A 23530-nucleotide genomic window follows, 5' to 3' on the forward strand; every position below is an offset into this window, starting at 1 on the left:
CGGAGGTGTTGCGGGCGACGGCGGCGCGGAGGACCGCAGCTGCCGTGTGCTGCGGTTCGGGACCCCGGTTATGAATGGGCTTGCATCATCATGCATAATCATTTGCAGGACGACGGAGCGGGCCGCGGCGCAGGGAGCCGGAGGCGAACGCGGCCGGTCGGCACAGACTCATACGCACTAATCGAGGAGCACACGGACTATGACCAAGCGCGTCGTACTCGCCTACTCGGGCGGGCTGGACACCTCCGTTGCCATCAGCTGGATCGGCAAGGAGACCGGTGCCGAGGTGATCGCGGTCGCGATCGACCTGGGCCAGGGCGGCGAGGACATGAACGACGTGCGCCAGCGCGCCCTCGACTGCGGCGCCGTCGAATCCATCGTGGTCGACGCGCGCGACGAGTTCGCCACCGAGTACTGCCTGCCGACCATCCAGGCCAACGCCCTCTACATGGGCCGCTACCCGCTGGTCTCGGCCATCTCCCGGCCGCTCATCGTCAAGCACCTGGTCGAGGCCGCCGAGTACCACGGCGCGGACACCGTCTCGCACGGCTGCACCGGCAAGGGCAACGACCAGGTGCGCTTCGAGGTCGGCATCGGCGCACTCGCTCCCGATCTGAAGGTCATCGCCCCGGTCCGCGACTACGCCTGGACGCGTGAGAAGGCCATCGAGTTCGCGGGTGAGAACAACCTGCCGATCAACGTGTCCAAGAAGTCGCCGTTCTCCATCGACCAGAACCTGTGGGGCCGCGCCGTCGAGACCGGCTTCCTCGAGGATCTGTGGAACGCCCCCACCAAGGACGTCTACGACTACACCGTCGACCCGACCGTCAACTTCGAGGCCCCCGACGAACTCATCGTCACCTTCGACAAGGGCGTGCCGGTCGCCATCGACGGCCGCCCGGTCACCATGCTCGAGGCCATCACCGAACTGAACAAGCGGGCGGGCCGCCAGGGCGTCGGTCGCCTGGACATGGTCGAGGACCGGCTCGTCGGCATCAAGAGCCGCGAGATCTACGAGGCCCCCGGCGCCATCGCCCTCATCACCGCCCACCAGGAGATGGAGGCGGTCACCATCGAACGTGAGCTGGGCCGCTACAAGCGCCAGGTCGAGCAGCGCTGGGGCGAGCTGGTCTACGACGGCCTCTGGTACTCCCCGCTCAAGCGCGCCCTCGACGCCTTCGTCGCCGAAACCCAGCAGCACGTCTCCGGTGACGTGCGCATGGTGCTGCACGGCGGCACTGTGGTCGTCAACGGCCGCCGCTCCGACGAATCCCTCTACGACTTCAACCTCGCCACCTACGACGAGGGCGACACCTTCGACCAGTCCCTGGCCAAGGGCTTCGTCCAGATCCACGGCCTGTCCTCCAAGGTCGCCGCCCGCCGCGACCTCGGCAAGAAGTAGCCTCGAACCCGGGGATCACCCCGGAAGGAGGCCGCCGTGCGGACCGACGACGACAACTGGGATATCACCGAGAGCGTGGGTGCGACGGCCCTCGGAGTCGCGGCCATGCGGGCGGCGGAGAGCCGCCGCCCGGACGCGCTGTTCCACGACCCCTACGCCGAGGTCCTGGTGACCGCCGTCGACTCGCCGGTCTGGCAGCGCATGGGCCGCGGCGACTACGAGGACTCGGTCGCCGGGGCCCTGACCCAGCTGTGGAGTTTCGTGGTGGCGCGGACGCTGTACTTCGACGAGTACTTCCGCGCCGCCGCGGACGCCGGTATCCGGCAGTTCGTGATCGTGGCGGCCGGGCTCGACGCGCGCGCCTACCGCCTCGAGTATCCCGCCGGCACCATGGTATTCGAGATCGATCAGCCGAAGGTGCTGGAGTTCAAGGCGAAGACGCTCGCCGCCTACGACGGTGAACTGACGGTGCGGCGGCGCACGGTGGCCGCCGACCTGCGGCAGGACTGGCCGAAGGCGCTGCGGGACAGCGGTTTCGACCCGGACCTGCCCACCGCCTGGCTGGCCGAGGGACTGCTGCGCTATCTGCCCGCCGACGCGCAGGACCGGCTACTCGGCGATATCGTCGCGCTGAGCGCGCCCGGGAGCCGGGTGGCGCTCAACATGTCCGGCGAACGGTCCGAACGGGCCTACGCACTGGACCGCGAACGTACCCGGTTCATGGCCGAACAGGGTGTGCACGTGGACGTGCACCAGCTGTGGTATCCCTTCGAGGGCCGCAACCACCCGGTGGACTGGTTCCGGCAGCGGGGCTGGGTCGTCACGCCCGGCGACCCGCGCGAAGTCCTCACCCGCCACGGCCGCGACGTCGATTCCGAACTCACGGCCGACGAAATGGCCAGGCACATACTCATGACAGCGATCCACCCGTGACCACGATCCGACCCGGAGGAGACAGCACACGATGACCGAGCAGCACGGCACGAACGAGGGCGCGCTCTGGGGTGGTCGGTTCGCTTCGGGGCCCGCGGCGGCCATGGCGGCACTGAGCAAGTCGACGCATTTCGACTGGGCGCTGGCCCCCTACGACGTGCGGGCGTCGAAAGCCCATGCGCGCGTGCTGCACAAGGCGGGCCTGCTGTCCGACGGCGACCTGGACGGCATGCTCGCGGGCCTGGACCGACTGGCTGCCGACGTGGCATCGGGGGCGTTCGGACCGCTGGAATCCGACGAGGACGTGCACGGCGCGCTGGAGCGCGGACTGATCGAGCGGGTCGGCGCCGAACTCGGTGGCCGGCTGCGGGCCGGGCGGTCGCGCAACGACCAGGTCGCCACGCTGTTCCGGATGTGGCTGCGGGATGCGGTGCGGCGCATCGCCTTCGGCGTCCTCGAGGTGGTGGACGCGCTGGTCGCGCAGGCGGCCGCGCATCCGGACGCGGTGATGCCGGGCAAGACCCATCTGCAGGCCGCGCAACCGGTGCTGCTGGCGCATCACCTGCTGGCGCACGCGCATCCGCTGCTGCGCGATATCGAGCGGCTGCGTGACTTCGACAAGCGGGCGGCGGTGTCGCCGTACGGATCCGGGGCACTCGCCGGATCCTCGCTCGGGCTGGACCCGGAAGCCATCGCCGCCGACCTGGATTTCGACGCCGCCGCGGCCAACTCCATCGACGCCACCTCCGCCCGGGACTTCGCGGCCGAGGCCGCCTTCGTCCTCGCCATGATCGCGGTCGATCTGTCCCGGATGGCCGAAGAGGTGATCATCTGGAGCACACCCGAATTCGGCTACATCACCCTGGCCGACGCCTGGTCCACCGGATCGTCCATCATGCCGCAGAAGAAGAATCCGGACGTCTCCGAGTTGACCCGCGGCAAGGCGGGCCGCCTCATCGGCAACCTCACCGGCCTGCTGGCCACCCTGAAGGCGCAGCCGCTGGCCTACAACCGGGACCTCCAGGAGGACAAGGAACCCGTCTTCGATTCGGTGGCGCAGCTGGAACTGCTGCTGCCCGCCATCGCGGGACTGGTGTCCACCCTGACCTTCCACACCGACCGCATGGCCGAACTGGCCCCCGCCGGATTCACCCTCGCCACCGATATCGCCGAATGGCTGGTCCGCCAGGGCGTCCCGTTCCGCGTCGCGCACGAGGCCGCCGGGGCATGCGTGCGCGCCGCCGAGGCGCGCGGCGTCGGCCTGGACGAACTCACCGACACCGAATTCGCCGCCGTCGATCCGGCCCTCACCCCCGCCGTACGCGAGGTGCTGACCGTGCAGGGCTCCATCGCCTCCCGCAACGCCCGCGGCGGCACCGCGGGCGTGCAGGTCGCCAAACAACTCGACGAGGTGCGCGCCGCCGCCACCGCCCACCGCGACTGGCTGAGCTGACGCCCGGCCGAGCGCACCGGGCGGTGGCGACGGGCGGACTGTGCTCCGCCGTGTCACGATGGTCGGTGCGCTGCCGACGCCACCGACGCGTGTGGCGGTGGTGGACGGTGCCTGTGCGCCACGCGCTTGCGCGACCCGGCTGGCGGCGGAGGCCGGTTCACTGGCTGGAGCGCCGTCGCGTGGGGGTGAGCACGGCGCGCAAGGGCGCCCGTGTGCCCATGCGCACACCGCACCCGGATCGTGGGAGACTGCCGCTCGGCGAGCTGTGCTCGGTTGAGACGAGCATGTCGTGTGCCTGCCTGCCACCACGTTCCGCTGGGATCAGCGGGACAGGGGAAGCCGGGGCGGGGATCGGCGCAGCCGGACTCGCAGGGTCGTGCGTGGTAGTGGTCGGGTGCGCGGCCCGGAGGTGTCGGGCCATGGGGTTTCCGCGCGAGAGGGGCCGCCCGGACGCGTCGCGTGCCGCGTAGCGGCGGGCCCGGGATGGCGGGCCGCCACGGGTTGGGCCCTCCGCATCGTCACCGATGCTGGTCGTCGCGGGCGGGATACGCTCCCGGCATGACTCTGCTGTTTCTGGCGCTGGCCATCGCCTCCGAGGTGACCGCGACGGTATCGCTGAAGTTGTCGGAGGGATTCACCAAACCGGTGCCGTCGACGCTCGTGGTCATCGGCTACGGAGCGGCGTTCTACTGTCTGTCGCAGGCGTTGAAGCGCGGGATGCCGGTCGGGGTGGCCTACGGCATCTGGGCGGCGGTGGGCGTGGTGGCGGTGGCGGTCATCGGCGCGCTGTTCCTGAACGAGAAGCTCACCCTGGTCCAGGTCGGTGGCATCGGGCTGGTGATCGCGGGCGTGCTGGCGCTGGAACTCGGTGGGGCACACTGACCGGTGGCGCGCCGCCGGGCCGGTGGCGACCCGTCGGCGCACGGTGCGTGGTCAGTCCTGCACGCGCACCGCGTATCCCGCGTCGGCCAGTGCCTGGAGTACATCGTCTCGGTGCGCCGCGCCGCGCGTCTCGAGTGTCAGCGCCACCTCCACCTCGTCGACCGCGAGCCAGGACCCGGTGCGGGAATGCACCACGTCCAGCACGCTGGCCCCGGTGCGTCCGACCGCCCCCAGCAGCGCGCCGAGGCTGCCGGGACGGTCCGAGATCGTCACCCGCAGTGCGAGATAGCGGCCCGCGGCGCTGAGGCCGTGGCCGACCACGCGGGTGAGCAGCAGCGGGTCGACATTGCCGCCGGACAGCACCGCGCAGACCGGACCCCGGAGCTCGAGTTCCTCGGGCAGACAGGTCATGAGCGCCGCCACCGCCGCGGCACCGGCCGGTTCCACCAGCAGCTTGGCCCGCTCCAGGCAGAGCAGCAGGGCGCCCGACAACGCGTCCTCGTCCACCGTGACGATGGTGGTGTCGTGTTCGGCCACGTGGGCGAACGGCACCGCCCCCGGCAGGCCCACGGCGATACCGTCGGCCATGGTGGTCATGCGGTCCAGGGGCACCGGGCGGCCCACCGCGAGCGAACCCGGCCAGGCGGCGGCTTCGGCGGCCTGCACACCGATCACCCGAACCTGCGGGGCGAGATGGCGCAGCGCCACCGCGATCCCGGCCAGCAGCCCGCCGCCGCCGGTCGGCACCACCACCGTGCCCACGTCCGGCATCTGGTCCAGGATCTCCAGCGCCACCGTCGCCTGCCCGGCCACGATGTCGGGGTGGTCGAACGGGTGGATCAGGGTGGCCCCGGTCTGCCCGGCGAAATCCAGTGCGGCCGTGAGTGCTTCGTCGATGGTCGCACCGACCTGGTGCACGGTCGCCCCATAGGCCCGGGTGGCCACCAGTTTCGGCAGCGATGCGCCGATGGGCATGAAGACGGTGGAATGAATCCCGAGTGAGGTGGCCGCCCAGGCGACACCCTGGGCGTGATTGCCCGCGCTGGCGGCCACCACGCCGCGCGCCCGCTCGTCCGCCGGGAGATTCGCGATGCGGTTGTAGGCCCCGCGCGGTTTGAACGATCCGGTGCGTTGCAGATTCTCGCATTTCAGCCGCACCTCCACGCCGGTGCGCTCCGACAGCACCCGCGACGCCACCAGCGGCGTCCGGCGCACCACGGGGGCGAGGAGTTTCGCCGCGTCCTCGATACGTTCCACGCTGACCAGATCCATGGCCGCCATGCTGCCAGCCGGGTGTGGCGTGCGTCGCGCCGGGCACCGATATCCGCCCCGGCCACCACGGGTTGGCCAGATGGTAGCCATACCAAGGCCGCAGGGCGCGGAATAGAGTAATTAGTCCTTGTGACCGAACCGACAAAATATGCGCGGCACAGCGTATTAAAGGGCACACGCGCTGAATGCGCTTTCTGCTGTCCGAATTACGTACGGTATAGCCATGCAGCTTTCCCGGTTCACCGATCTCGGACTCCGGGCGATGATGCGCCTCGCGGTCAGCAGCGAAGCCGATACCCGTGTGACAGCGAAACTGGTTGCGAGACAGGTCAATGCCTCGGAGCACTATGTCGCCAAGGCCGTCTCGCGGCTCGCCGAACTCGGCTTCGTCGCCTCCCATCGCGGGCGCTCCGGCGGTATTTTCCTCACCGACGCAGGGCGCGCCGCGACAGCGGGCGCGATAGTCCGCGGTCTCGAGGGAGATGCCGAAGTCGTCGAATGCCTCGGCGAGCATCCGTGTCCATTGGCGAGTAATTGCCGTTTGCGACATGTTCTCCGGAATGCGCAGGAGGCGTTCTATCGGGAGCTCGACCATTACACGCTCGCCGACCTGGTGACCCCGCGGACCGTCGAACTGCTGCATCTGTCGGCCACTCCGGCAGTCGACCGCTAGCACGAGGAGACAGCATGACGACCGCAATGGATCCGGCCCTGGACGTCGTTCCGGAACTGGAACCCGAACACGCGGCGGTGATCCGGGCGACCCTGCCGCTGGTGGGCGCTCGGATCGACGAGATCACCCCACTCTTCTACCGCACGATGTTCACCGCCCACCCGGAGCTCATTCGCGACCGCTTCAACCGGGGCAATCAGGCGCAGGGCGCGCAGCAGCGCGCACTCGCCGCCTCCATCGCCACCTATGCCACCCATCTGGTGAATCCGGACCTGCCGCATCCGCGCGAACTGCTCTCCCGCATCGGGCACAAGCACGCCTCGCTCGGGGTCACCGCCGACGAGTACGCGATCGTGCACGAGCATCTGTTCGCCGCCATCGTCGAGGTGCTGGGCGCGGAGGCGGTGACCGCCGAGGTGGCCGCCGCCTGGGATCGCGTGTACTGGCTCATGGCCACCACCCTCATCGACTTCGAACAGGGGCTCTACCGGGCCGCCGGGGTGGCGGCGGGCGATGTCTACCGCTGGACCCGCGTGGTCGACCGCGTCGAGGATGCCTCGGGCGTGGTCACCTTCGTCGTCGAAGCCGAGGATCCGACCCGGCCGCTGCCCGATTTCCGTCCCGGGCAATATATTTCGGTCGGTGCGCTGCTTCCCGACGGTGCCCGGCAGTTGCGTCAGTACAGCCTGGTCAACGCGCCCGGCACGGGCAGGCTGGCGTTCACCGTGCGCCGGGTGGCGGCCGAGCTGGGGACACCGGAGGGGGAGGTGTCGTCGTGGCTGCACCGCCATGCCGTGGCGGGCGCCCGCCTGGAGATCACGCTGCCGTTCGGCGACCTCACCCTCGACACCGCGGCCACCACGCCGGTGGTGCTGATCTCCGCCGGGGTCGGCGTGACACCCATGGTCGGCATGCTGGAGTATCTGGCCGCCGCGAGGTCCACCCGGCGCACCGTGGTGCTGCACTGCGATCGCTCGGCCGCCACGCATCCGCTGCGCGACCGCGTCCGGGACCTCACCGCCGATCTGCGCGACGCCGACTACCGCGCCTGGTATCAGGCCGAGGGGCAGACCTTCGACCTCGCCGAGGTGGCATTGCCCGCCGACGCCGACTACTACCTCTGCGGCGGCACCGGATTCCTGCAAGCGGTGCGCGCGCAGCTGCTGGCGGCCGGAATCCCGGCCGGGCGCGTGCATTTCGAACTGTTCGCCCCCAACGACTGGCTGCTGGACGCATAGTCTGGCGATGACCGCGAGCTCGGAAACGACGATCCGACGGCGCATCCACCGCATGGTTGCCGACCTGCGTTAATGTCCGCAGCCGTGTGGAAATCCGGGATGATTCTCACGATGCTGCCGTGCGCGCTCGCCATCGCGGCCCCCGCGGCGGCGGTGCCGCCCCTGACCGGTGTGGCGGTGCTGCCCCTGACCGGTGTGGCGGTGCCGCGTGCGGCTGGTGTGGCGGTGCCGGCCGCGGTGGCGGTGCCGCCCCCGGCCGCGCCGCCGGTGGTGGGGGGCTGCGCCGAGGGCGACTTCCGCTGGACCGCCGTGCACGGCGGCATCGATATGACGCCCAAGCCGATGACCTTCACCTCGGTCGGATCGCTGCGGGACTGCGTCGGGTGGCCCGGTATCACCGGCGGCACCTTCACCGGCGTGCACGAGGCGTGGTCGGACTGCATGCATCCCGCGGACGGTCCGATCACCGTGCACATCACCTGGTCCAACGGTGCGGTGAGCACCGTGTGGGGGTGGTGGCCGGTGACCATGGCCCAGCCCAGCGTGGGTGAGCTGGAGATCGTCGCCGGTGCGGGTGCGGGCGGGCGGGTCCGGATCACGGCGGGCTACGAGATGATGACACCGGAGATGGTCATGGGCTGCCTGGGCTCCGGCGTGCGGACCGGCGTCGGCTGGGTGCGGGCCGCCATGCTCGGTTGACGCTTTTCCTGTTCGTGACATGGACGACCGAGAAAACCAACATGCGCCGCCTAGCGTGGCGCCATGCCCGCACGACGACACACCGCCCTGCTGGCCACGCTGGTGGCCGGTGCGCCGGGCCGCCCCCGCATCATCCTGAGTGACCTGCGGCGGCTCATTCTGGACGGGGCGGCGCCGCCGGGCACTCTGATCCCGCTGCGCGAGGTGGCGGAACTCTTCGGCGTCAGTCATATTCCGGTGCGGGAGGCGCTCGCGACCCTCATCGGGGAGGGACTGGTCGTACACGAACCGGGCCTGGGGTACTCCGTGGCCCGGCTGACGTCCGCGGAGCTGCGCGAAATCTATGTGGTGCGACAGACATTGGAGAGCGCGTCCCTCGTCGCCGCGGCCACCCATGCCAGCACCGCCGAGCGCACCGCCCTCATCGACGCGAATGCGCTACTGGAACAGTCGCTTCGAGACGGCGACGCGATCGCCTACCATCGCCATTCCCGCACCTTCCACACCGCGCTCACCCGCCCCTCGCGCATGTTCCGGCTGCTGCACATGCTCGAATCCGCGTGGAATGTCACCGAACCCGTGCAGCCCATGGTGCACGTGAGCGCGGCCGACCGCCTGCGCCTGCACAGTGACCACACCGTCATGCTCGACGCTTTCCTGTCCCGTGACGTCGATCGGCTGCTGCTCGCCGCCGAACAGCATCACAAGCGTCTCGAACAGGTCATCGCGACCCTGCCGACCGATACGGGCCTGCTGGCACCGGACGAGCGCACGGCGTGAGGGTGTCTACCCCCGCGATCGGACCGCGTGGTCCGCGATCTCCAGCACCCGTGCCAGCCATGGGGTGTGCGCCTCGGGGGAGTGGGTGAGCGCGGCCCGGAGTTGGTCCGGGCGCAGCCAGGTGAGGTTCTCCACCTCGTCCGGATTCGGTTGCGGCGCAAAGCCGTCGAGCCGACCGATCAGCACGTGGTCGAACTCGTATTCGACGCGCCCGGTTCCGGGGTCGGTCGCCTGATAGGTGAAGGTGCCCACCTCGGCGAGGTCGGCCGCCACACCCAACTCCTCGTGCAACCGCACCGCCGCGGCCTCGGCCACCGGCTGTCCGGGGGCGGGATGGCCGCAGCAGGTATTGGTCCACAGCAGCGGGAAGCGCGTCTTCACCGCGGCCCGCTGCTGGAGAAGCATCCGCCCGGCGGCGTCGAAGAGCATGACCGAGAACGCGCGGTGCAGCCGCCCCGGTGCGGTGTGCGCCTCCGCCACCGGGCAGGCCCCGATCGCCCGGCCGCGCTCGTCGACGAGTTCGACGGGCAGGGCTTCGCGATCGGTGGCCGCGCCGAGGCCGGGGGATTCGAGGGTCACCTACCCACCTTATCGGCGGCGATCAGCAGGTATTGGAAGCTACCCTCCCGGTAGGCGGTGAGGAACGGCTTCTCCACCCCGGTGGCCAGCTCCGAATGGGTGCGCAGGTCCCAGTACGGAATGGTGGCGGGGGTGAGGTCGGTGACCGCGATGGGCACCAGATTGTTGGCGGCGAGCGCCTTGAAGTACTCGCTGCGCGGATGGATATTGCACCCGTAGTGGGCGTCGATCCAACTCACCGAGGCCGAGCGCCCGCCGGTCACGTCATTGGAGCAGCCGGTGATCACCACGTAGCGCCCGCCCGGTTCGAGCAGCCGGGTGAACTCCGCGAACAGTTCGAACAGGTCCACGTACATGGTGGTCTCATTGGTCCAGATGCCGCGTATGGACCCGGCTTCGAAGCCGGTGTGCAGCATATTGGCGAAGTGGAACCGCACCTTGTCGGTGACGCCGCGCTCGCGCGCCTGGTCGTTGGCGAATCCGGCCTGGTACTCGGAGATGGTCACCCCGTCCACGGCGCAGCCGAACCGCTGATTGGCCATGAAGCTGGTGCCGCCCCGCCCGGATCCACCGTCCATCAGCCGGTCGCCGGGCCGCACGTCGCCGAGGTGGTCGAGCAGCAGATCGGCCTGTGCCGTCTCCAGCCGGTGCAGTTCCCGGACGAGGCGTTCCTGCCGGGTCTCCTCCGGACCCTCGATGACCGACCAGTCCGGCTCGCCGACCCCGTAATGGTGGTGGTACAGCCCGTCGACCTCGCCGAGTTTGGTGTTCACCCGATCGTCGTTGGGGTTGTCGTTCCAGTACGCGGCGACCGATCGCTGGAAGTCGGTGCGCAGGACCGGGCTGTTCTCGGCGTCGTGGTGGAGCATGGTCATGGCAGATCATCCTCTCGGTGGAGACTACGTGCGATGGGCGCACGGGGGAACGCGTGCGCCGCACGGGCGAACGCGCTGTCGGGCTGGCGGCGCTTGCTGCGAAAACGGCTGGAACGCTTCGACTTCGAGCCGATGCGCGCGGCTGCCGGTCAGTCGGTCTGCCGGGCGACCAGCACGTTGTCCAGAATGCCGAGGGCATCGGGTACCAGGACCGCCGCCGAGTAGTAGCAGCTCACCAGGTAGGAGATGAGCGACTGGTCGTCGATGCCCTTGAAACGCACGTTCAGACTCGGCTCGTACTCGTCCGGGATTCCGGTCTGGTGCAGGCCGATCACGCCCTGGTCCTTCTCACCGGTGCGCATGGCGAGAATCGAGGTGGTCTGAGTGTCGCTGACCGGCAGCTTTCCGCACGGGAAGATCGGCACCCCTCGCCATGCGGGCACTCGGTGCCCGTCGACCTCCACCGGATCCGGATAGATACCGCGCTTGCTGCACTCCCGACCGAAGGCCGCGATGGCCTTGGGATGTGCCAGGAACAGTCTGGTGCTGCGCCGCATGGACAGCAGTTCGTCCATATCGTCGGGCGTCGGCGGACCGGATTCGGTGTAGATGCGCTGCTTGAGATCGCAGTTGTGCAGCAGCCCGAAATCCGGATTGTTGACCAGGTCGTATTCGCGACGCTCGTAGAGGGCCTGGATGGTCAGTCGCAGCTGCTGTTCGACCTGATCCATCGGGTCGTTGAACAGATCCGCGACCCGGGTGTGCACCCGCAGCACCGTCTGCGCCAGGCTGAGTTCGTATTCGCGCGGGGCGGCGTCGTAGTCGACGAAGGTGCCATCGAGCAGTGGTTCACCGGAATGGCCGGAGGAGACGTTGATCTCGGCCTCGCCGTATTTGTTCTGCGGGCGTTGTGCGGCGGCGGCCACGGCCGCGAGTCGATCGCGCAGCGGCGGTGCGTTGTCGAGCAGTTCCTGGAAGGCGGTGCGGGGCAGCGCCAACAGTGTGACGGGCGTGACGGTCTTCAGGGTGACCGGCCAGATGGCATTCGGGTCGATCAACATCCGATCGCCGAAATAGTCTCCGCCCGACAGCATTCCGACCTTGGTGTGTTCGCCGAACTCGCCGGTGCCGTGTTTGGCGACCTTGCCGTGCACGATCAGCAGCAATTGGTCCATGGGGTTGCCGAATTCGGCGATGACCGTATCGGGTTCGAGATCGCGCTGCTCGAAGCGGCGCGCCATGGCACCGAGGATCTCCTCATCGTCGAAATCATGCAATTGCGGCATTTCGGTCAGTTCCTCCGGAATGACGCGTGCCTTGCCGCCGTCGATGAGGAATTCCACCTCACCATTGCCGACGGTGTAGGTCAGCCGCCGGTTGACCCGGTAGATACCGCCTTTCACCTGCACCCACGGCAGTGATCGGGTGAGCCAGCGCGAGCTGATGCCCTGCATCTGGGGTTCGGATTTGGTGGTGTGCGCCAACTGGTGGGCGGCGCCGGTGCTGAGGCTCTTTCGGCCGTTGGTCTCGGCCTGGACGGGCATTTCTATGGTCATGCTGAAGTCCTCACCCTCGAATTGCCGCCTGGGCGCGGCGGCCGGTGATGATCACGGCGATAGAGCGGGCTGTAGCTGCCCGCGAATTAGTCGGTTTGAGTGAAATGACATGCGCGACAGTGCGTTCCAGCCATTCGATGGTAGATCGCCGGCTCGGCGAGCCGCAGCGGAATGCGGGAACAATCCGGTGCCCGCAGTGTCATGACGTGTGTCGCAATATCGACGCGGCCGCATGAATACCGTCCGGGATGGTTCCAGGGCGACAAATTCCTTCACTCGTGTAGGACGCGCCGGTGGCCGCATGGCGCTGCTCACAGCGCCCACGAAGTAGGCTGACCATGTGACAAGCTCGTCTGAACGCGTTGGGGCGGGTGACGCAGGTCACGTCGAGGTATGTCTGGGAGAAGTCGTGAAATTCAATTCCAAGTCCGTCGTGGGGCCCGTGCAGCGGCTGGTCGCCACCGCGCAGAACGGGCTCGAGGTGATCCGGTTCGGGGGGCTGGCGCACGACATCGAATCGTCGCCGTACGAGGTCGTCGAGCGGAAGCGCATGTATCGCCTGCGCCATTACTTCCCTGACAGCAGCGCGCCGGGCCGCCCGGTCGCGGTGCTGGTGCCGCCGCTCATGGTGAGCGCCGAACTGTGGGACGTGAACGCCGCCGACGGCGCGGTGGGCATTCTCGACGCCGCTGGAATCGACTGCTGGGTGGTGGATTTCGGTTCCCCGGCGGTGGAAGAGGGTGGCTGGCAGCGGGATCTGGCCGACCACGTGCTGGCCGTGAGCGCCGCCATCGACACCGTCGCCGAGATCACCGGGCGCGCGGTGCATCTCATGGGCTATTCCCAGGGCGGCATGTTCGCCTACCAGGCCACCGCCTATCGCGGCGGGAAGGACGTCGACAGCATCGTCACCTTCGGCAGCCCGGTCGACATCGTGGCCGGGATGCCGCTGGGACTGCCGCACGGGTTGGCCGCCGATGTCGCGCAGTTCCTCGCCGACCATGTGCTCACCCGGCTGCCCATCACCGACTCCATGGTGCGGTTGGGTTTCCAGGCCCTCGACCCGGTGAAGACGGCGCGGGCGCGCCTGGACTTCCTGCGCCAACTGCACAACCGCGAGGCGCTGCTGCCCAAGGAGCGGCAGCGTCGCTTCCTGGAGGCCGAGGGGTGGCTCGGCTACCCCGGTCCGGCGCTCACCGACCTGCTCGAGCAGTTCGTCCAGCACAATCGAATGATGCTGGGCGGTTTCGTCATTCGCGACCAGCCCATTTCATTGGCGGATATCGAATGCCCGATCCTGGCCTTCGTCGGCGAGGTCGACGATATCGGCCAGCCCGCCGCGGTGCGCGGGATCAAGCGCGCCGCGCCCAATGCCGAGGTCTACGAGGCATCCCTGGTCGCCGGACACTTCGGCCTGGTCGCCGGCAGCACCGCCACCGCCCGCACCTGGCCGCTGGTGCGCGACTGGGTGCGCTGGGCGGACGGCCACGGCGAACTCCCCGCCGACATCTCGCCCATGGCCGAGCATGTGGCGCGCAACGGACAGCGGTCGACCCTGACCCGGGTGGTGCACGCCGCGGCCACCCTGGCCGAGGCCGGAACCAGCATCGGCAAGACGCTCGAGACCGTGGCGAGCAATTCGCTGCGCGGATCGGTGGAACTCACCGGGGAGGCGGCGCGCGCCCTGCCGCGCCTGACCCGCCTCGGCATGATCCAGTCGCACACCCGGATCTCGCTGGGTCGCCTGATGGACGAGCAGACGCGGCGCGCACCGCAGCGTGAGTGCTTCCTCTTCGACGACCGGGTGCACACCAATACCGCGGTCAACACCCGCATCGACAATGTGGTGCGCGGACTCGTCTCGGTGGGCGTGCGCCCGGCCACCCGGGTCGGCGTGGTCATGGAGACCCGGCCGAGCGCCCTGGTGACCATCGCCGCGCTGTCCCGACTGGGTGCGGTGGCGGTACTGCTCGCGCCCGGCAGCGAACTCGCGCAGGCCGTGGCGCTCACCGACACCAGACTGCTCATCGCCGATCCGGAGAATCTGCGCGACGCCGCCGCGACCGGGCTGCGCACCCTGGTGCTGGGCGGCGGCGAGAGTCGCGGCCTGGACATCCCGCTCGGCGGCGACGTGGTGGACATGGAGCAGATCGACCCGGCCGCGGTCGCCCTGCCCGGCTGGTACCGGCCGAATCCGGGGCTGGCGCGTGAGCTTGCCTTCGTCCTGGTGACGGGGACCGGTGACCGCTTCGACGTCAAATACATCACCAACCACCGCTGGGCGCTGTCGGCCTTCGGCACCGCCACCGCGGCCGATCTGGACCGCCGCGACACCGTGTACTGCCTCGCGCCGCTGCACCATTCGTCCGGATTGCTGGTGAGTCTGGGCGGGGCCATCGCGGGCGGCAGCCGGATCGCGCTGGCGCGGTCGCTGGATCCGGCCCGGTTCGCCGAGGAGGTGCACCGCTACGGCGTCACCGTGGTCACCTACACCTGGACCATGCTGCGCGACATCCTCGACGCCGACACCTTCCCGAACGGTCATTCGCATCCCATCCGCCTGTTCATCGGCTCGGGGATGCCCGCCGGGCTGTGGCGGCGCACCCAGGAGCGCTTCGCCCCCGCGCGGGTGCTGGAGTTCTACGCCTCCATCGAAGGCGATGTGGTGTTGGCGAACGTGTCCGGACAGAAAATCGGCTCCAAGGGCCGGCCGGTGCCCGGCACCGCCAAGGTCGAACTCATCGCCTACGACCCCAGGACCGACGAGATCCTGGTCGAGGACTCGGGTTTCGCGCGGCGCTGCGCCGACAACGAGGTGGGTCTGCTCATCGGCACCGCCTCCGATTCGGTGGATCTCTCCCGCGGCGGGCTGCGCGGGGTGTTCGCGCCCGGCGACGCCTGGATGCCGACGGAGAACCTCTTCCGCCGCGACAGTGACGGCGACTACTGGCTGATGGACCGGCGCGACACCGTCATCCACACCCCGCGCGGGCCGGTCTACACCCACCCGATCGTCGATGTGCTCAACGACATCACGGCCGTGGATATGGAAGTGGCGTACGGACTTCCGGTCGGCGACCGCATCCTCGCCGTGGCCGCCCTGAGCGTCCGCGCGGGCTACCGCCTCGAAGCCGAGGATGTCGGCGAGGCCCTGCGCGCCCTGCCCCCGGACCAGCGGCCCGATCTGGTCTACGTGGTCGACGAGATCCCGCGCAGCTCCACCTTCCGCCCCTCCACCCGCGCTGTGCAGGCCCAGGGCCGCCCGCGACCCGGTGACCGGACCTGGTGGTACAACCGGGAATCCGACCGGTACGAGGTGCTCACCCCGGAACTGGCGGATCGGCTCTTCGCCTGACCGGTGCGCGAACGCGGGGTGGCGGCGATCCCAATTCTCTGGTGGACTCCGTTGTGTGACTGAGAAATTGGAGATCACCCGGGATATCGCCGCCGACCCCGAAGCCGTGTACGCGGCCGTCTCGGATATCACTCGCATGGGCGAATGGTCCGAGGAGTGCTACTCCTGCGAATGGCACGACGGGTTCGACGGCCCGGTGGTCGGCGCCACCTTCGACGGGCACAACCGCCACGGCGAACACGAGTGGACCACCCAGGGCCGGGTCATCGTGGCCGATCCAGGCCGGGAGTTCGCCTTCGAATGCTCGATGCGCGACATCCACTACGCGACGTGGGGGTATCGCATCGAGCCGACGGAGGACGGATGCCGGGTCACCGAATGGAGCGAGGATCTGCGGCCCGCGTACGCCTTGGAGTACAGCAAGAAGATCTCGGGGGTGGACGACCGAACCGAGCGCAACCGCCACACCATCAGCGACACCCTGCGGCGACTGGCGACGGCCCTGGAAAACTGACGGATTCGTCCGCGCGCCACGCGGCGGGGTGGACGACCGGGGGAGGCCTCAGACCGTGAACCTCAGACCGTGAAGGCGGTGACCTCCTCGATCACGCGCCGCACCTGGACGTCGGACAGGCCCGGCCAGAGCGGCAGGCGCACCACGGTGCCGGAGAATTCGGCGCTGCGCACACAGGGCAGCGGGGTGCGGCCCAATTTCAGTCCGGCCGGGCTGGAGTCCAGGGGCACGTAGTGGAACGGGGCCACGATGCCGCGGTCGGCGAGGTGGCGGATGAGGTCGTCGCGGCGGTCCTCGGTGGGGACCCGCAGGTAGTACAGGTGTGCGGTGTGCTCGCGGTCGGCGGGCACGGTCATCAGGCGAATATCGTTGCGGCGCGCCCAATCCGGCAGTCCGGCGGCGTAGGCGTCCCACACCCGGTGCCGGTTGGCCTGGATGGTGTCGAACTCGCTCAGCTGCGCGTCCAGCACCGCGGCATTGAGTTCGCTGGGCAGGTAGCTGGAGCCGATGTCCTGCCAGGAGTACTTGTCCACCGCGCCGCGCAGGAAGCGCGCTCGGTCGGTGCCCTTCTCCCGGATGATCTCCGCCCGCGCCATCAGGATGTCATCGGTGAGCAGCACCGCGCCGCCCTCACCGCAGTGCACGTTCTTGGTGTCGTGGAAACTCAGCGCGCCGACCGTGCCGATGGTGCCCAGCGGTCGCCCTCGCCAGGTGCCGCCGAGACCGTGCGCATTGTCCTCGATGATGGCGAAGCCGTGGGTGGCGGCCAGGTCCAGCAGCCTGTCCATCTCCGCGCCCACCCCGCCGTAGTGGATGACCACGATGGCCTTGGTGCGCTCGGTGACCACGGCCGCCACCGCGTCCGGATCCAGATTGCCGGTCGCGGAGTCGATATCGGCGAACACCACCGTCGCCCCGCGCAGTGCCATGGCGGTGGCGGTGGAGGTGAAGGCGAAACTGGGGACGATCACCTCGTCGTCGGGTCCGAGTTCCAGCAGCAGCCCGGCCATTTCCAGGGCGTGCGTGCAGGACGTGGTGAGCAGCGCGTGCGGGGCTCCGGTGATGGCTGCCAATTTCGCGGTGGCCGCGGCGGTGAATCGACCGTCGCCGTGGCTGTGGTCCGAGGCGAGCACGGCCTCCAGATTCGCCAGCTCCCGGCTCGCCCGGAACGGGCGGCTGAAGATAATGCGTTCGGTGCTCACCGGAGTTCGGTCCCCTCATGGCGGTCGGCAACGGCCCCGGATCGTCCGACCACATGCCGAACGGCAGAGCCCGAGCGTCGAACTCTAACACGGTGCGGCGGCCGGGAATCGGCATCGTCGCCGGGGAATTTCCGCACCCGCGCGCCCGGGTGCGGTGCACTTCCCGAAGGCCTGCCTGTAGGGTCTGGAACTCGTGGTGGACAGTGGAATTCTCGGTACGCGGCGTGCGGTGTTCCGGTGGGGGTTCGTCACCTCGATCGGCGTGGTGCTCGGCTATGCGGCGGTGCTGTTGGCCGACGTGCGCCACTTCTACACCGATGACACCGAATCCCAGTACGCCCCACTGTGGGTGATGCTCGGCCGCGCCCTGCGCGAGGGCACCTTCCCGGTCATGGTTCCCGACCAGTGGATGTCGGGCAACTACACCATGGAGGAGGCGGGCCTGTTCAACCCGCCGCAGCTGCTGATCGACCTGATCGCGCCCTCGGTGCCGAATCTGGCCGTGTACGCCACCATCGTGAAACTGCTCTTCTCCATCCTCGCTGCCCTGGGCGTCTACCGCGTCTGCCTGGTCTACGGCGCGCGCCCGCAATGGGCGGCGGTCGCGGGCGTCGCCTTCCCGTTCTCCGGCTTCTTCCTCTTCTTCGACACCGCCAGCTGGATGACCTCGCTCACCGGCACCGCGTACATGCTGCACGCGTGGGCGTCCGCGGTGCGCTACGTGCGGGGGAAGGGCGGGCCGATTCCCGTATTCGTCTTCCTGTACCTGGCGATCTCGGTGCAGTACGTCTTCCCCGCGGTCGAATCCGTGCTCATGTTGGTCGCCGTCGCCGTGGGCGAGATCGTCGGCCGCCGCGGTTGGCAGCCGGTGGTTCGGCTGATTCTGTCGGCATGGCGCGTGGCGTCGGACGGGGTGCTGTCGCTCGTCTCGCGCCGACGCGGTGGGACGCGGGACGGGTACGACCGCATCCGTCCGCCGTGGACGGACATGATGAACGTTGCCGTTCGCGCGTGGGGGCCGGTGCTGCGACTGGCCCTGGTGGCGGTGTGTGCCGGGCTGGCGGGGCTCATGACGTATCTGCCGTCCATGCTCTCGGCCAAGGTGAGCTGGCGCGGCACGGCGCAGATCAATAACGACCAGTTCCTCACGGTGCCCTGGTCGGAATCGCTGAATGCCAGTCTGCCCAGCTCCTATCCGGCGTTCAGCTCGTGGTGGGGCTATGTGCAACCGCTGCCCATGACCTATATCGCCTGGTTCCTGATTCCGGCGCTGGCCTTCGTGGACTGGCGGCGGGCGCGCGAGCACTGGCGGGAGTTCATCTCCATCGCGCTGTTCGCCGTCATGGCGCTCATGTGGACGGCCGGTCCGGGCACCATCGGACCGCTGCGCTGGCCCGCCCGCGTACTGCCCATGCTGGCCATCGGACTGCTGGTGCTGGTGTGCGTACTGCTGGGCCGGTTCGGCACGGTGCGCGACTGGCGCGGGCGCGGTATCGCGGCCGGGGTGCTGATCCTGCTGCTGTGGGTGCGCACCTTCTCCGCCGACCCGCACCGCATCGGCTGGCATGTGCTCGCGGCGGTGGCGGTCGCGGCGCTGACCGCGGCGGTGGTCGCGCTGGGCCGCACCCGCGGTGTGGCCGCGGCCTGCCTGCTGACCATCGCCGCCATGTTCCCCATCGCGTTCGTCCAGGTGCGCGCGGTGCAGCCGAATCTCATGTCGTGGAACCTGCCCGCCGACCGACAGCAGGCCATGGCGGCGTTCCCGGATTTCGCGGGCCGCAATATCCAGCTCGGTGATCGCGGTCTGATCGGCCCGGCGGACACATCGCTCGACCGCGCCTACGGCTCCCTGGTCTTCGGCAACTACGCCAAGGACCTGGAACTGAACTACGTCCAGGGCTACACCCCCAACGGGCACTTCTACTTCGGTGAAATGCTGTGCATGCGCTGGGACGGCAGCACCTGCCCGGACGCCTACCGCCGCCTGTTCGCGCCCGAACCGACCACCGGACGCACCATCGTGGACCTCATGCTGCTGGACCGGGTGATCCTGCAGCGGGCCATGTTCCCCGACGCCCGCACCCAACCCGCCCCGCCGGGCTGGCACTGGACGGACTACCCGGGCCACGACCAGTGGATCTCGGTACTGGAGCGCGACGGCGGTCCCGTGTCGGGTCTGAACGGCCGCGTCGCCGACGCCCGCGATGTCACCGCGACCTCGATCGCGGAAACCGATACCACCAGCCGTGTGCGGGTGAGCTCCGACGACGGCGGCCGTGTGGTGTTCGCCCGGCTGGGCTGGCCCGGCTACCGCGTCACCCTGAACGGACAGGACATCCCCTTCACCACGGTCGCGAATTCCTTCGTGGCCGTGGATGTCCCCGCGGGCACCCGGGACGCGGAACTGGTGCTCACCTGGCGTCCGCCGGGCTGGAAGATCGGCATCGCCACCGGTGCCGCCGGCGTGGCCGGAATCGCGGTGCTGCAATGGCTCTACGTGCGATCGCGGCGCGAGGACGCGTCGGATTCGCCCGGCGAGTCCTCCGGTGAACCGGAACGTCAACTGGCAGGCTCGGTTTCGTGAGCACCGCCGACTACTCACCCGAGTTGACGGTGGACTCCGGTGTCATCGCCGAGCCCGCCGCCGACGCCCCGCCCGGCCTGCTGCTGCGCCTGGTGCGGCGGCAGGAGGTCGCCTTCGCCCTGGTGGGCGGCTTCAATACCGCGCTCGGCATGGTGCTCACCGTGCTCTGGCTGACCGTGCTGGAAGGCCATGTCGCCAAGGCGGCCGCGGTGGCGCTGGCCCCCGCGCTGGCCTATGCCGTCAGCATCGTGGTGGCCTTCGTCCTGCACCGCACCCTGGTGTTCCGGGTGCGCGGGCACGCGCTGCGCGATTTCGTGGCCTTCGTCGGCGTCAATTCCGGTGGGCTGGCACTGAACCTGCTGCTGCTCCAGGTGGCGGTGTCGGTGCTGCACTGTCCGGAGAAGCCCGCCGCCGTGGTGGTGATGGGCCTGGTCGCGGTCGCCAGCTTCTTCGGACACCGGCACATCTCGTTCCGCCGCTCGCACTGACAGCCTGTTGATTCACCCGGGTTGACGGGCTGTTTCGACAGCGCCCTTCTCGGGCGTCCGGCACTCACACCGCGAGCGGGTGAGTGCCGGTTCCCGCGTCTACCGGGCCGGTTGCACCGACACCCGTGCGGTGTCGGTCAGCGCCTTCCCGTCGGCGGGCTTTGGTGACCCGGCCCCCTGCTGGGAGGTCCGGGGATCCAGATACGTCTTTCACCGTGGCCGGCCAGTGTGCGAGGTTGACCGCCGCGTTCACATCCCGATCCAGCCGTAGCCCACACCCGCAGGCGAACACCCGATCGGCCAAACACAGCTGCGGGTTGACGGTGCCGCAGCGCGAGCAGCGTTTGCTCGACGGGAACCACCGACCAGCGGTGACAACGCTGCCGTGCCTCCAATCCTGTTTGTAGCGCAGGATGCGGGCGAACTCGGCCCACCCCGCGTCGCTGATCGCCCGGGCTAGGGTGTGGTTGCGGAGCATGCCGGCCACGTGCAGGTCCTCGATGACGAGCCGGTCGTGGGTCTTGACCAGCATGCCGGTGACCTCATGCAGAAAGTGACGACGAATCGCTGTGGTCTTGCGATGGTGCCGCGCCAGCCGCGCGGCGGCCTCGTCTCGGTTGCGTGATCCTTTCTCTGTGCGGGACAGTGCTTTCGACAGTCGTCGCTGCCGGGCCAACCCGGCCGCAAGGGGCTTGGGCGCGGTGATCCGGGCGACCTCGCCGCCGTCGGTGGTGGCGGCGACCAGGAACGCGGACAGTCCTCGATCCACGCCGACCCAGCCATGTTCGTCGCCGGGGTCGCGGGGCCGGTGCTGGTGGGTGGGGTGCAGGTCGGCGGCCTCGGTGGCCACGCTGACCCACCACCGGCCACCACGCTCGGTTACGGTGGCGTACAGGATTCTCGCGCGGTGTTTGGCTAGCATCCGCCGCAACCGGCGGGTGTCGTCCCGTACGCGGATTATTCCGAGGCCGGGCAGGGTGACCGAGCGGGGGGTATCGCCGTCACCGACCCGGATCGACGGACGGCCGTTCTTGGCAGGCTTGTTCCGCAGCCGGAACGCCCGGGGCGCACGCCGTTTGGACTTGAAGCGGGGAAACCCGACTCGTCGGCCCTTGCGGCGACCGGTACGCGAGTCTGACCAGTTGGTCAGGGCGCGGCCGCAGTCGACGGCGGCTTCCTCGAACACCTGCTGGCACACCTGATCCCGCCACACCAAACCGGTCACCCGCACCTCGGCGACCCCGGCGGCGTCGACGGTGAACACCCGTCCGGCTGCCTCCGTTTTCTTCCAGGCGTTGAACGCGTTGATCAGACCGAACCCCGTCCACGGCACCGGATGCTCGGGGTCGGTTGTGCGGTGGGTGAGGGCGGTTTTCACCAGGTGCAGGCATTGGTTGAACGCGAACCGCGCCGCGCCCGCGTGCCGGGCTAGCGTGGTGTGCTGCTCGGGGGTGGGGTCGAGGCGGTAGCGGAAGGTGGTGTGCCTGCTCATCACCGGCGAGTGTGACACACGCCACCGACAACAAACCCGGGGTCGGTCCGACCAGCACCGGACGACACGAAACGACCAGTTCACAAACAGGCAGTGCGCGTGAGACGCCCGCCACACGGTGGGCGCTGGAACCGGACAGATGGCATAGTTCGTGCAACGGATGACGTTGTCCGCCAACTGTTCAGGATCGACGTGAGCACCAGCTTCATCTACCGGTACGGAACCGTCTACGAACTACTCATGCGGGGGCTGTACGGCCGACACTACGGCGCGCGGTATCGCGCCATCGCGGCCCTGGTGCCCGAGCACGCCGAGGTACTCGATCTCTGCTGCGGTCCGGCCACCCTCTACACCCGCTACCTGCGGAAGAAGTCGGTGCGCTACACCGGACTCGACCTCAACGAGCGCTTCATCGCCCGGCTGAACCGCGCGGGCGGCAACGGGCAGGTCTGGAATCTGCGCGCCGACACCCCGCTGCCCGCCGCCGACTACGTCATCATGCAGGGCAGCCTCTACCACTTCCTGCCCGATCCGGAACCGGTGCTGGACCGCATGCTCGACGCCGCGCGGGAACGGGTGATCGTCGCCGAACCGGTGCGGAATCTGACCGCCACCCGCCATCGCGCCATGGCCGGGCTCGGCGGACGCCTCACCGACGCCGGGGACGGCGCGCGGCCGCTGCGTTTCGACGAGGAGACCCTCGACGAACTGTTCCGCGGCTTCCCCGAACACGTCGAGGAGCGCCGCCTCATCGCCGGCGGACGGGAGAAGCTCTACCTGCTGAAGCCCTGAGCCGAGCGGTCAGCTCCCGACGTGCTCGATCTCGCGGTCGGCTTCCGCGGCCCGGTCGGCATCCGGCCGCGGCGTCGGCGAATCCACGGTCAGATACAGCGGTTTGCCCACCAGGACGTGCAACGCCACACCCAGGTATTCGGCGATCAGGCCGAGGGAGAACAGGATCGCGCCCGAACACAGCAGCAGTACCACGATGGTGGACGCCCAGCCCTCGGGAGCCCAGTTCTCCCGGGTGAGCACCTGGAACACCACGAAGGCGGCCAGCGCCACCCCGGCCAGCGCCAGCGTCACGCCCAACATGCTCACCAGGCGCAGGCCGCGGGTTCCGCTGCACAGCACCATCTTCCAGAACAGCGAGAACAGGCGGCGGTAGTTGTAGCCGGATTCCTCCCGGCCCTCCGCGCGCAGCGTCACCGGCACCTGGGCGACCGTGCCCACCACCCAGGTCAGCGCCACGTCCAGGTACACGCCATTGGAGGCGACATCGGCGAGCTGGCGGCCGATATCGCCGCGGATGAGCCGATAGCTCTCGAAGCGGGTGGAATCCGGGAAGGCGAAGACAGTGGCCAGTACCAGTTTCGCGCCGCGCGAGGTGAGATTGCGCAGGAAGCCGTGCGGGCGGGTGTTGGTCGGCTTGGAGTAGATCAGGTCGGCGCGCCGCTCCAGCGCGGCGTCCAGGAACGCGCCGATGAACGCCGGGTCGTGCTGCCCGTCCTCGTCCATGGTGACGATCCAGTCCCCGCGCGCCGCCGACATTC

At 69.1% G+C, this 23530-nt stretch carries 20 protein-coding genes; 13 read left to right on the forward strand and 7 right to left on the reverse strand.

Going from position 1 to position 23530, the window contains the following annotated elements:
• Positions 1 to 199 precede the first annotated feature (199 nt).
• The 4 genes from QK444_RS02325 to QK444_RS02340 all read left to right on the forward strand — a co-directional run bounded on the left by QK444_RS02325 (position 200) and on the right by QK444_RS02340 (position 4670).
• Positions 200 to 1402 (forward strand): argininosuccinate synthase, encoded by a 1203-nt coding sequence (locus QK444_RS02325; RefSeq protein WP_282776568.1) that lies wholly within the window; start codon positions 200 to 202, stop codon positions 1400 to 1402.
• A 36-nt stretch (positions 1403 to 1438) separates the two neighbouring features.
• Complete coding sequence (locus tag QK444_RS02330) at positions 1439 to 2335, forward strand: class I SAM-dependent methyltransferase (protein ID WP_282776570.1); 897 nt, start codon at positions 1439 to 1441, stop codon at positions 2333 to 2335.
• Positions 2336 to 2366: 31 nt separating this feature from the next.
• Complete coding sequence (gene argH / locus QK444_RS02335) at positions 2367 to 3788, forward strand: argininosuccinate lyase (RefSeq protein ID WP_282776572.1); 1422 nt, start codon at positions 2367 to 2369, stop codon at positions 3786 to 3788.
• 558 nt (positions 3789 to 4346) lie between these two features.
• Positions 4347 to 4670, forward strand: a complete 324-nt coding sequence (locus QK444_RS02340) for a multidrug efflux SMR transporter (RefSeq protein WP_282776573.1) — start codon at positions 4347 to 4349, stop codon at positions 4668 to 4670.
• Between the two features lie 51 nt (positions 4671 to 4721).
• On the opposite strand, the gene ilvA is transcribed toward QK444_RS02340, so the two are convergent.
• Positions 4722 to 5951: a threonine ammonia-lyase gene (gene ilvA / locus QK444_RS02345; RefSeq protein WP_282776574.1), complete on the reverse strand. Its 1230-nt coding sequence runs from the start codon at positions 5949 to 5951 to the stop codon at positions 4722 to 4724.
• Positions 5952 to 6165: 214 nt separating this feature from the next.
• Between ilvA and QK444_RS02350 the strand changes: the two genes are divergently transcribed.
• The 4 genes from QK444_RS02350 to QK444_RS02365 all read left to right on the forward strand — a co-directional run bounded on the left by QK444_RS02350 (position 6166) and on the right by QK444_RS02365 (position 9332).
• Complete coding sequence (locus tag QK444_RS02350) at positions 6166 to 6615, forward strand: Rrf2 family transcriptional regulator (protein ID WP_282776576.1); 450 nt, start codon at positions 6166 to 6168, stop codon at positions 6613 to 6615.
• A gap of 14 nt (positions 6616 to 6629) precedes the next feature.
• On the forward strand, positions 6630 to 7853 hold the full coding sequence (locus tag QK444_RS02355; protein ID WP_282776577.1) for a globin domain-containing protein: 1224 nt from the start codon (positions 6630 to 6632) through the stop codon (positions 7851 to 7853).
• Between the two features lie 99 nt (positions 7854 to 7952).
• Complete coding sequence (locus QK444_RS02360; RefSeq protein WP_282776579.1) at positions 7953 to 8552, forward strand: hypothetical protein; 600 nt, start codon at positions 7953 to 7955, stop codon at positions 8550 to 8552.
• 63 nt (positions 8553 to 8615) lie between these two features.
• Entirely contained in the window at positions 8616 to 9332 is a 717-nt protein-coding gene (locus QK444_RS02365; protein ID WP_282776581.1) for a GntR family transcriptional regulator, read from the forward strand.
• A gap of 6 nt (positions 9333 to 9338) precedes the next feature.
• On the opposite strand, the gene idi is transcribed toward QK444_RS02365, so the two are convergent.
• From idi to QK444_RS02380, 3 genes are all read right to left on the reverse strand, one after another.
• Complete coding sequence (idi, locus tag QK444_RS02370) at positions 9339 to 9911, reverse strand: isopentenyl-diphosphate Delta-isomerase (RefSeq protein ID WP_244961837.1); 573 nt, start codon at positions 9909 to 9911, stop codon at positions 9339 to 9341.
• Positions 9908 to 10786, reverse strand: a complete 879-nt coding sequence (locus tag QK444_RS02375) for a geranyl diphosphate 2-C-methyltransferase (RefSeq protein WP_282776584.1) — start codon at positions 10784 to 10786, stop codon at positions 9908 to 9910. The genes idi and QK444_RS02375 overlap by 4 nt, the downstream gene beginning before the upstream one ends.
• 149 nt (positions 10787 to 10935) lie before the next feature.
• Positions 10936 to 12342, reverse strand: coding sequence for a family 2B encapsulin nanocompartment shell protein (locus QK444_RS02380; RefSeq protein WP_282776586.1), 1407 nt, complete (start codon positions 12340 to 12342; stop codon positions 10936 to 10938).
• Positions 12343 to 12751: 409 nt separating this feature from the next.
• Here QK444_RS02380 and QK444_RS02385 point away from each other — a divergent pair, with 409 nt between their 5' ends.
• Together QK444_RS02385 and QK444_RS02390 are read left to right on the forward strand one after the other, a co-directional pair.
• On the forward strand, positions 12752 to 15697 hold the full coding sequence (locus QK444_RS02385; protein ID WP_282776588.1) for an AMP-binding protein: 2946 nt from the start codon (positions 12752 to 12754) through the stop codon (positions 15695 to 15697).
• A gap of 55 nt (positions 15698 to 15752) precedes the next feature.
• Positions 15753 to 16211 carry an SRPBCC family protein gene (locus tag QK444_RS02390; protein WP_282776590.1) on the forward strand — a complete coding sequence of 153 codons (459 nt, stop codon included), beginning with the start codon at positions 15753 to 15755 and terminating at the stop codon, positions 16209 to 16211.
• Positions 16212 to 16273: 62 nt separating this feature from the next.
• Here the strand turns inward: QK444_RS02390 and rffA are convergent, their stop codons facing one another.
• Positions 16274 to 17413 (reverse strand): dTDP-4-amino-4,6-dideoxygalactose transaminase, encoded by a 1140-nt coding sequence (gene rffA, locus QK444_RS02395; RefSeq protein ID WP_282776592.1) that lies wholly within the window; start codon positions 17411 to 17413, stop codon positions 16274 to 16276.
• 193 nt (positions 17414 to 17606) lie between these two features.
• Between rffA and QK444_RS02400 the strand changes: the two genes are divergently transcribed.
• Together QK444_RS02400 and QK444_RS02405 are read left to right on the forward strand one after the other, a co-directional pair.
• Positions 17607 to 19997, forward strand: a complete 2391-nt coding sequence (locus tag QK444_RS02400; protein ID WP_282776594.1) for a hypothetical protein — start codon at positions 17607 to 17609, stop codon at positions 19995 to 19997.
• A 44-nt stretch (positions 19998 to 20041) separates the two neighbouring features.
• Positions 20042 to 20485 (forward strand): GtrA family protein, encoded by a 444-nt coding sequence (locus tag QK444_RS02405; RefSeq protein WP_029928862.1) that lies wholly within the window; start codon positions 20042 to 20044, stop codon positions 20483 to 20485.
• A gap of 64 nt (positions 20486 to 20549) precedes the next feature.
• On the opposite strand, the gene QK444_RS02410 is transcribed toward QK444_RS02405, so the two are convergent.
• Positions 20550 to 21977, reverse strand: a complete 1428-nt coding sequence (locus QK444_RS02410) for an RNA-guided endonuclease TnpB family protein (RefSeq protein ID WP_282776596.1) — start codon at positions 21975 to 21977, stop codon at positions 20550 to 20552.
• Between the two features lie 192 nt (positions 21978 to 22169).
• Between QK444_RS02410 and QK444_RS02415 the strand changes: the two genes are divergently transcribed.
• Positions 22170 to 22769: a methyltransferase gene (locus tag QK444_RS02415; RefSeq protein WP_282776598.1), complete on the forward strand. Its 600-nt coding sequence runs from the start codon at positions 22170 to 22172 to the stop codon at positions 22767 to 22769.
• A gap of 9 nt (positions 22770 to 22778) precedes the next feature.
• Here QK444_RS02415 and QK444_RS02420 read toward each other — a convergent pair.
• Positions 22779 to 23530, reverse strand: a 752-nt coding sequence (locus QK444_RS02420; protein WP_282776600.1) for a glycosyltransferase, incomplete at its 5' end; no start/stop codon positions are given.

This window comes from Nocardia sp. CC201C, assembly GCF_030010695.1.
Classification (GTDB): Bacteria; Actinomycetota; Actinomycetes; order Mycobacteriales; family Mycobacteriaceae; genus Nocardia; species Nocardia otitidiscaviarum.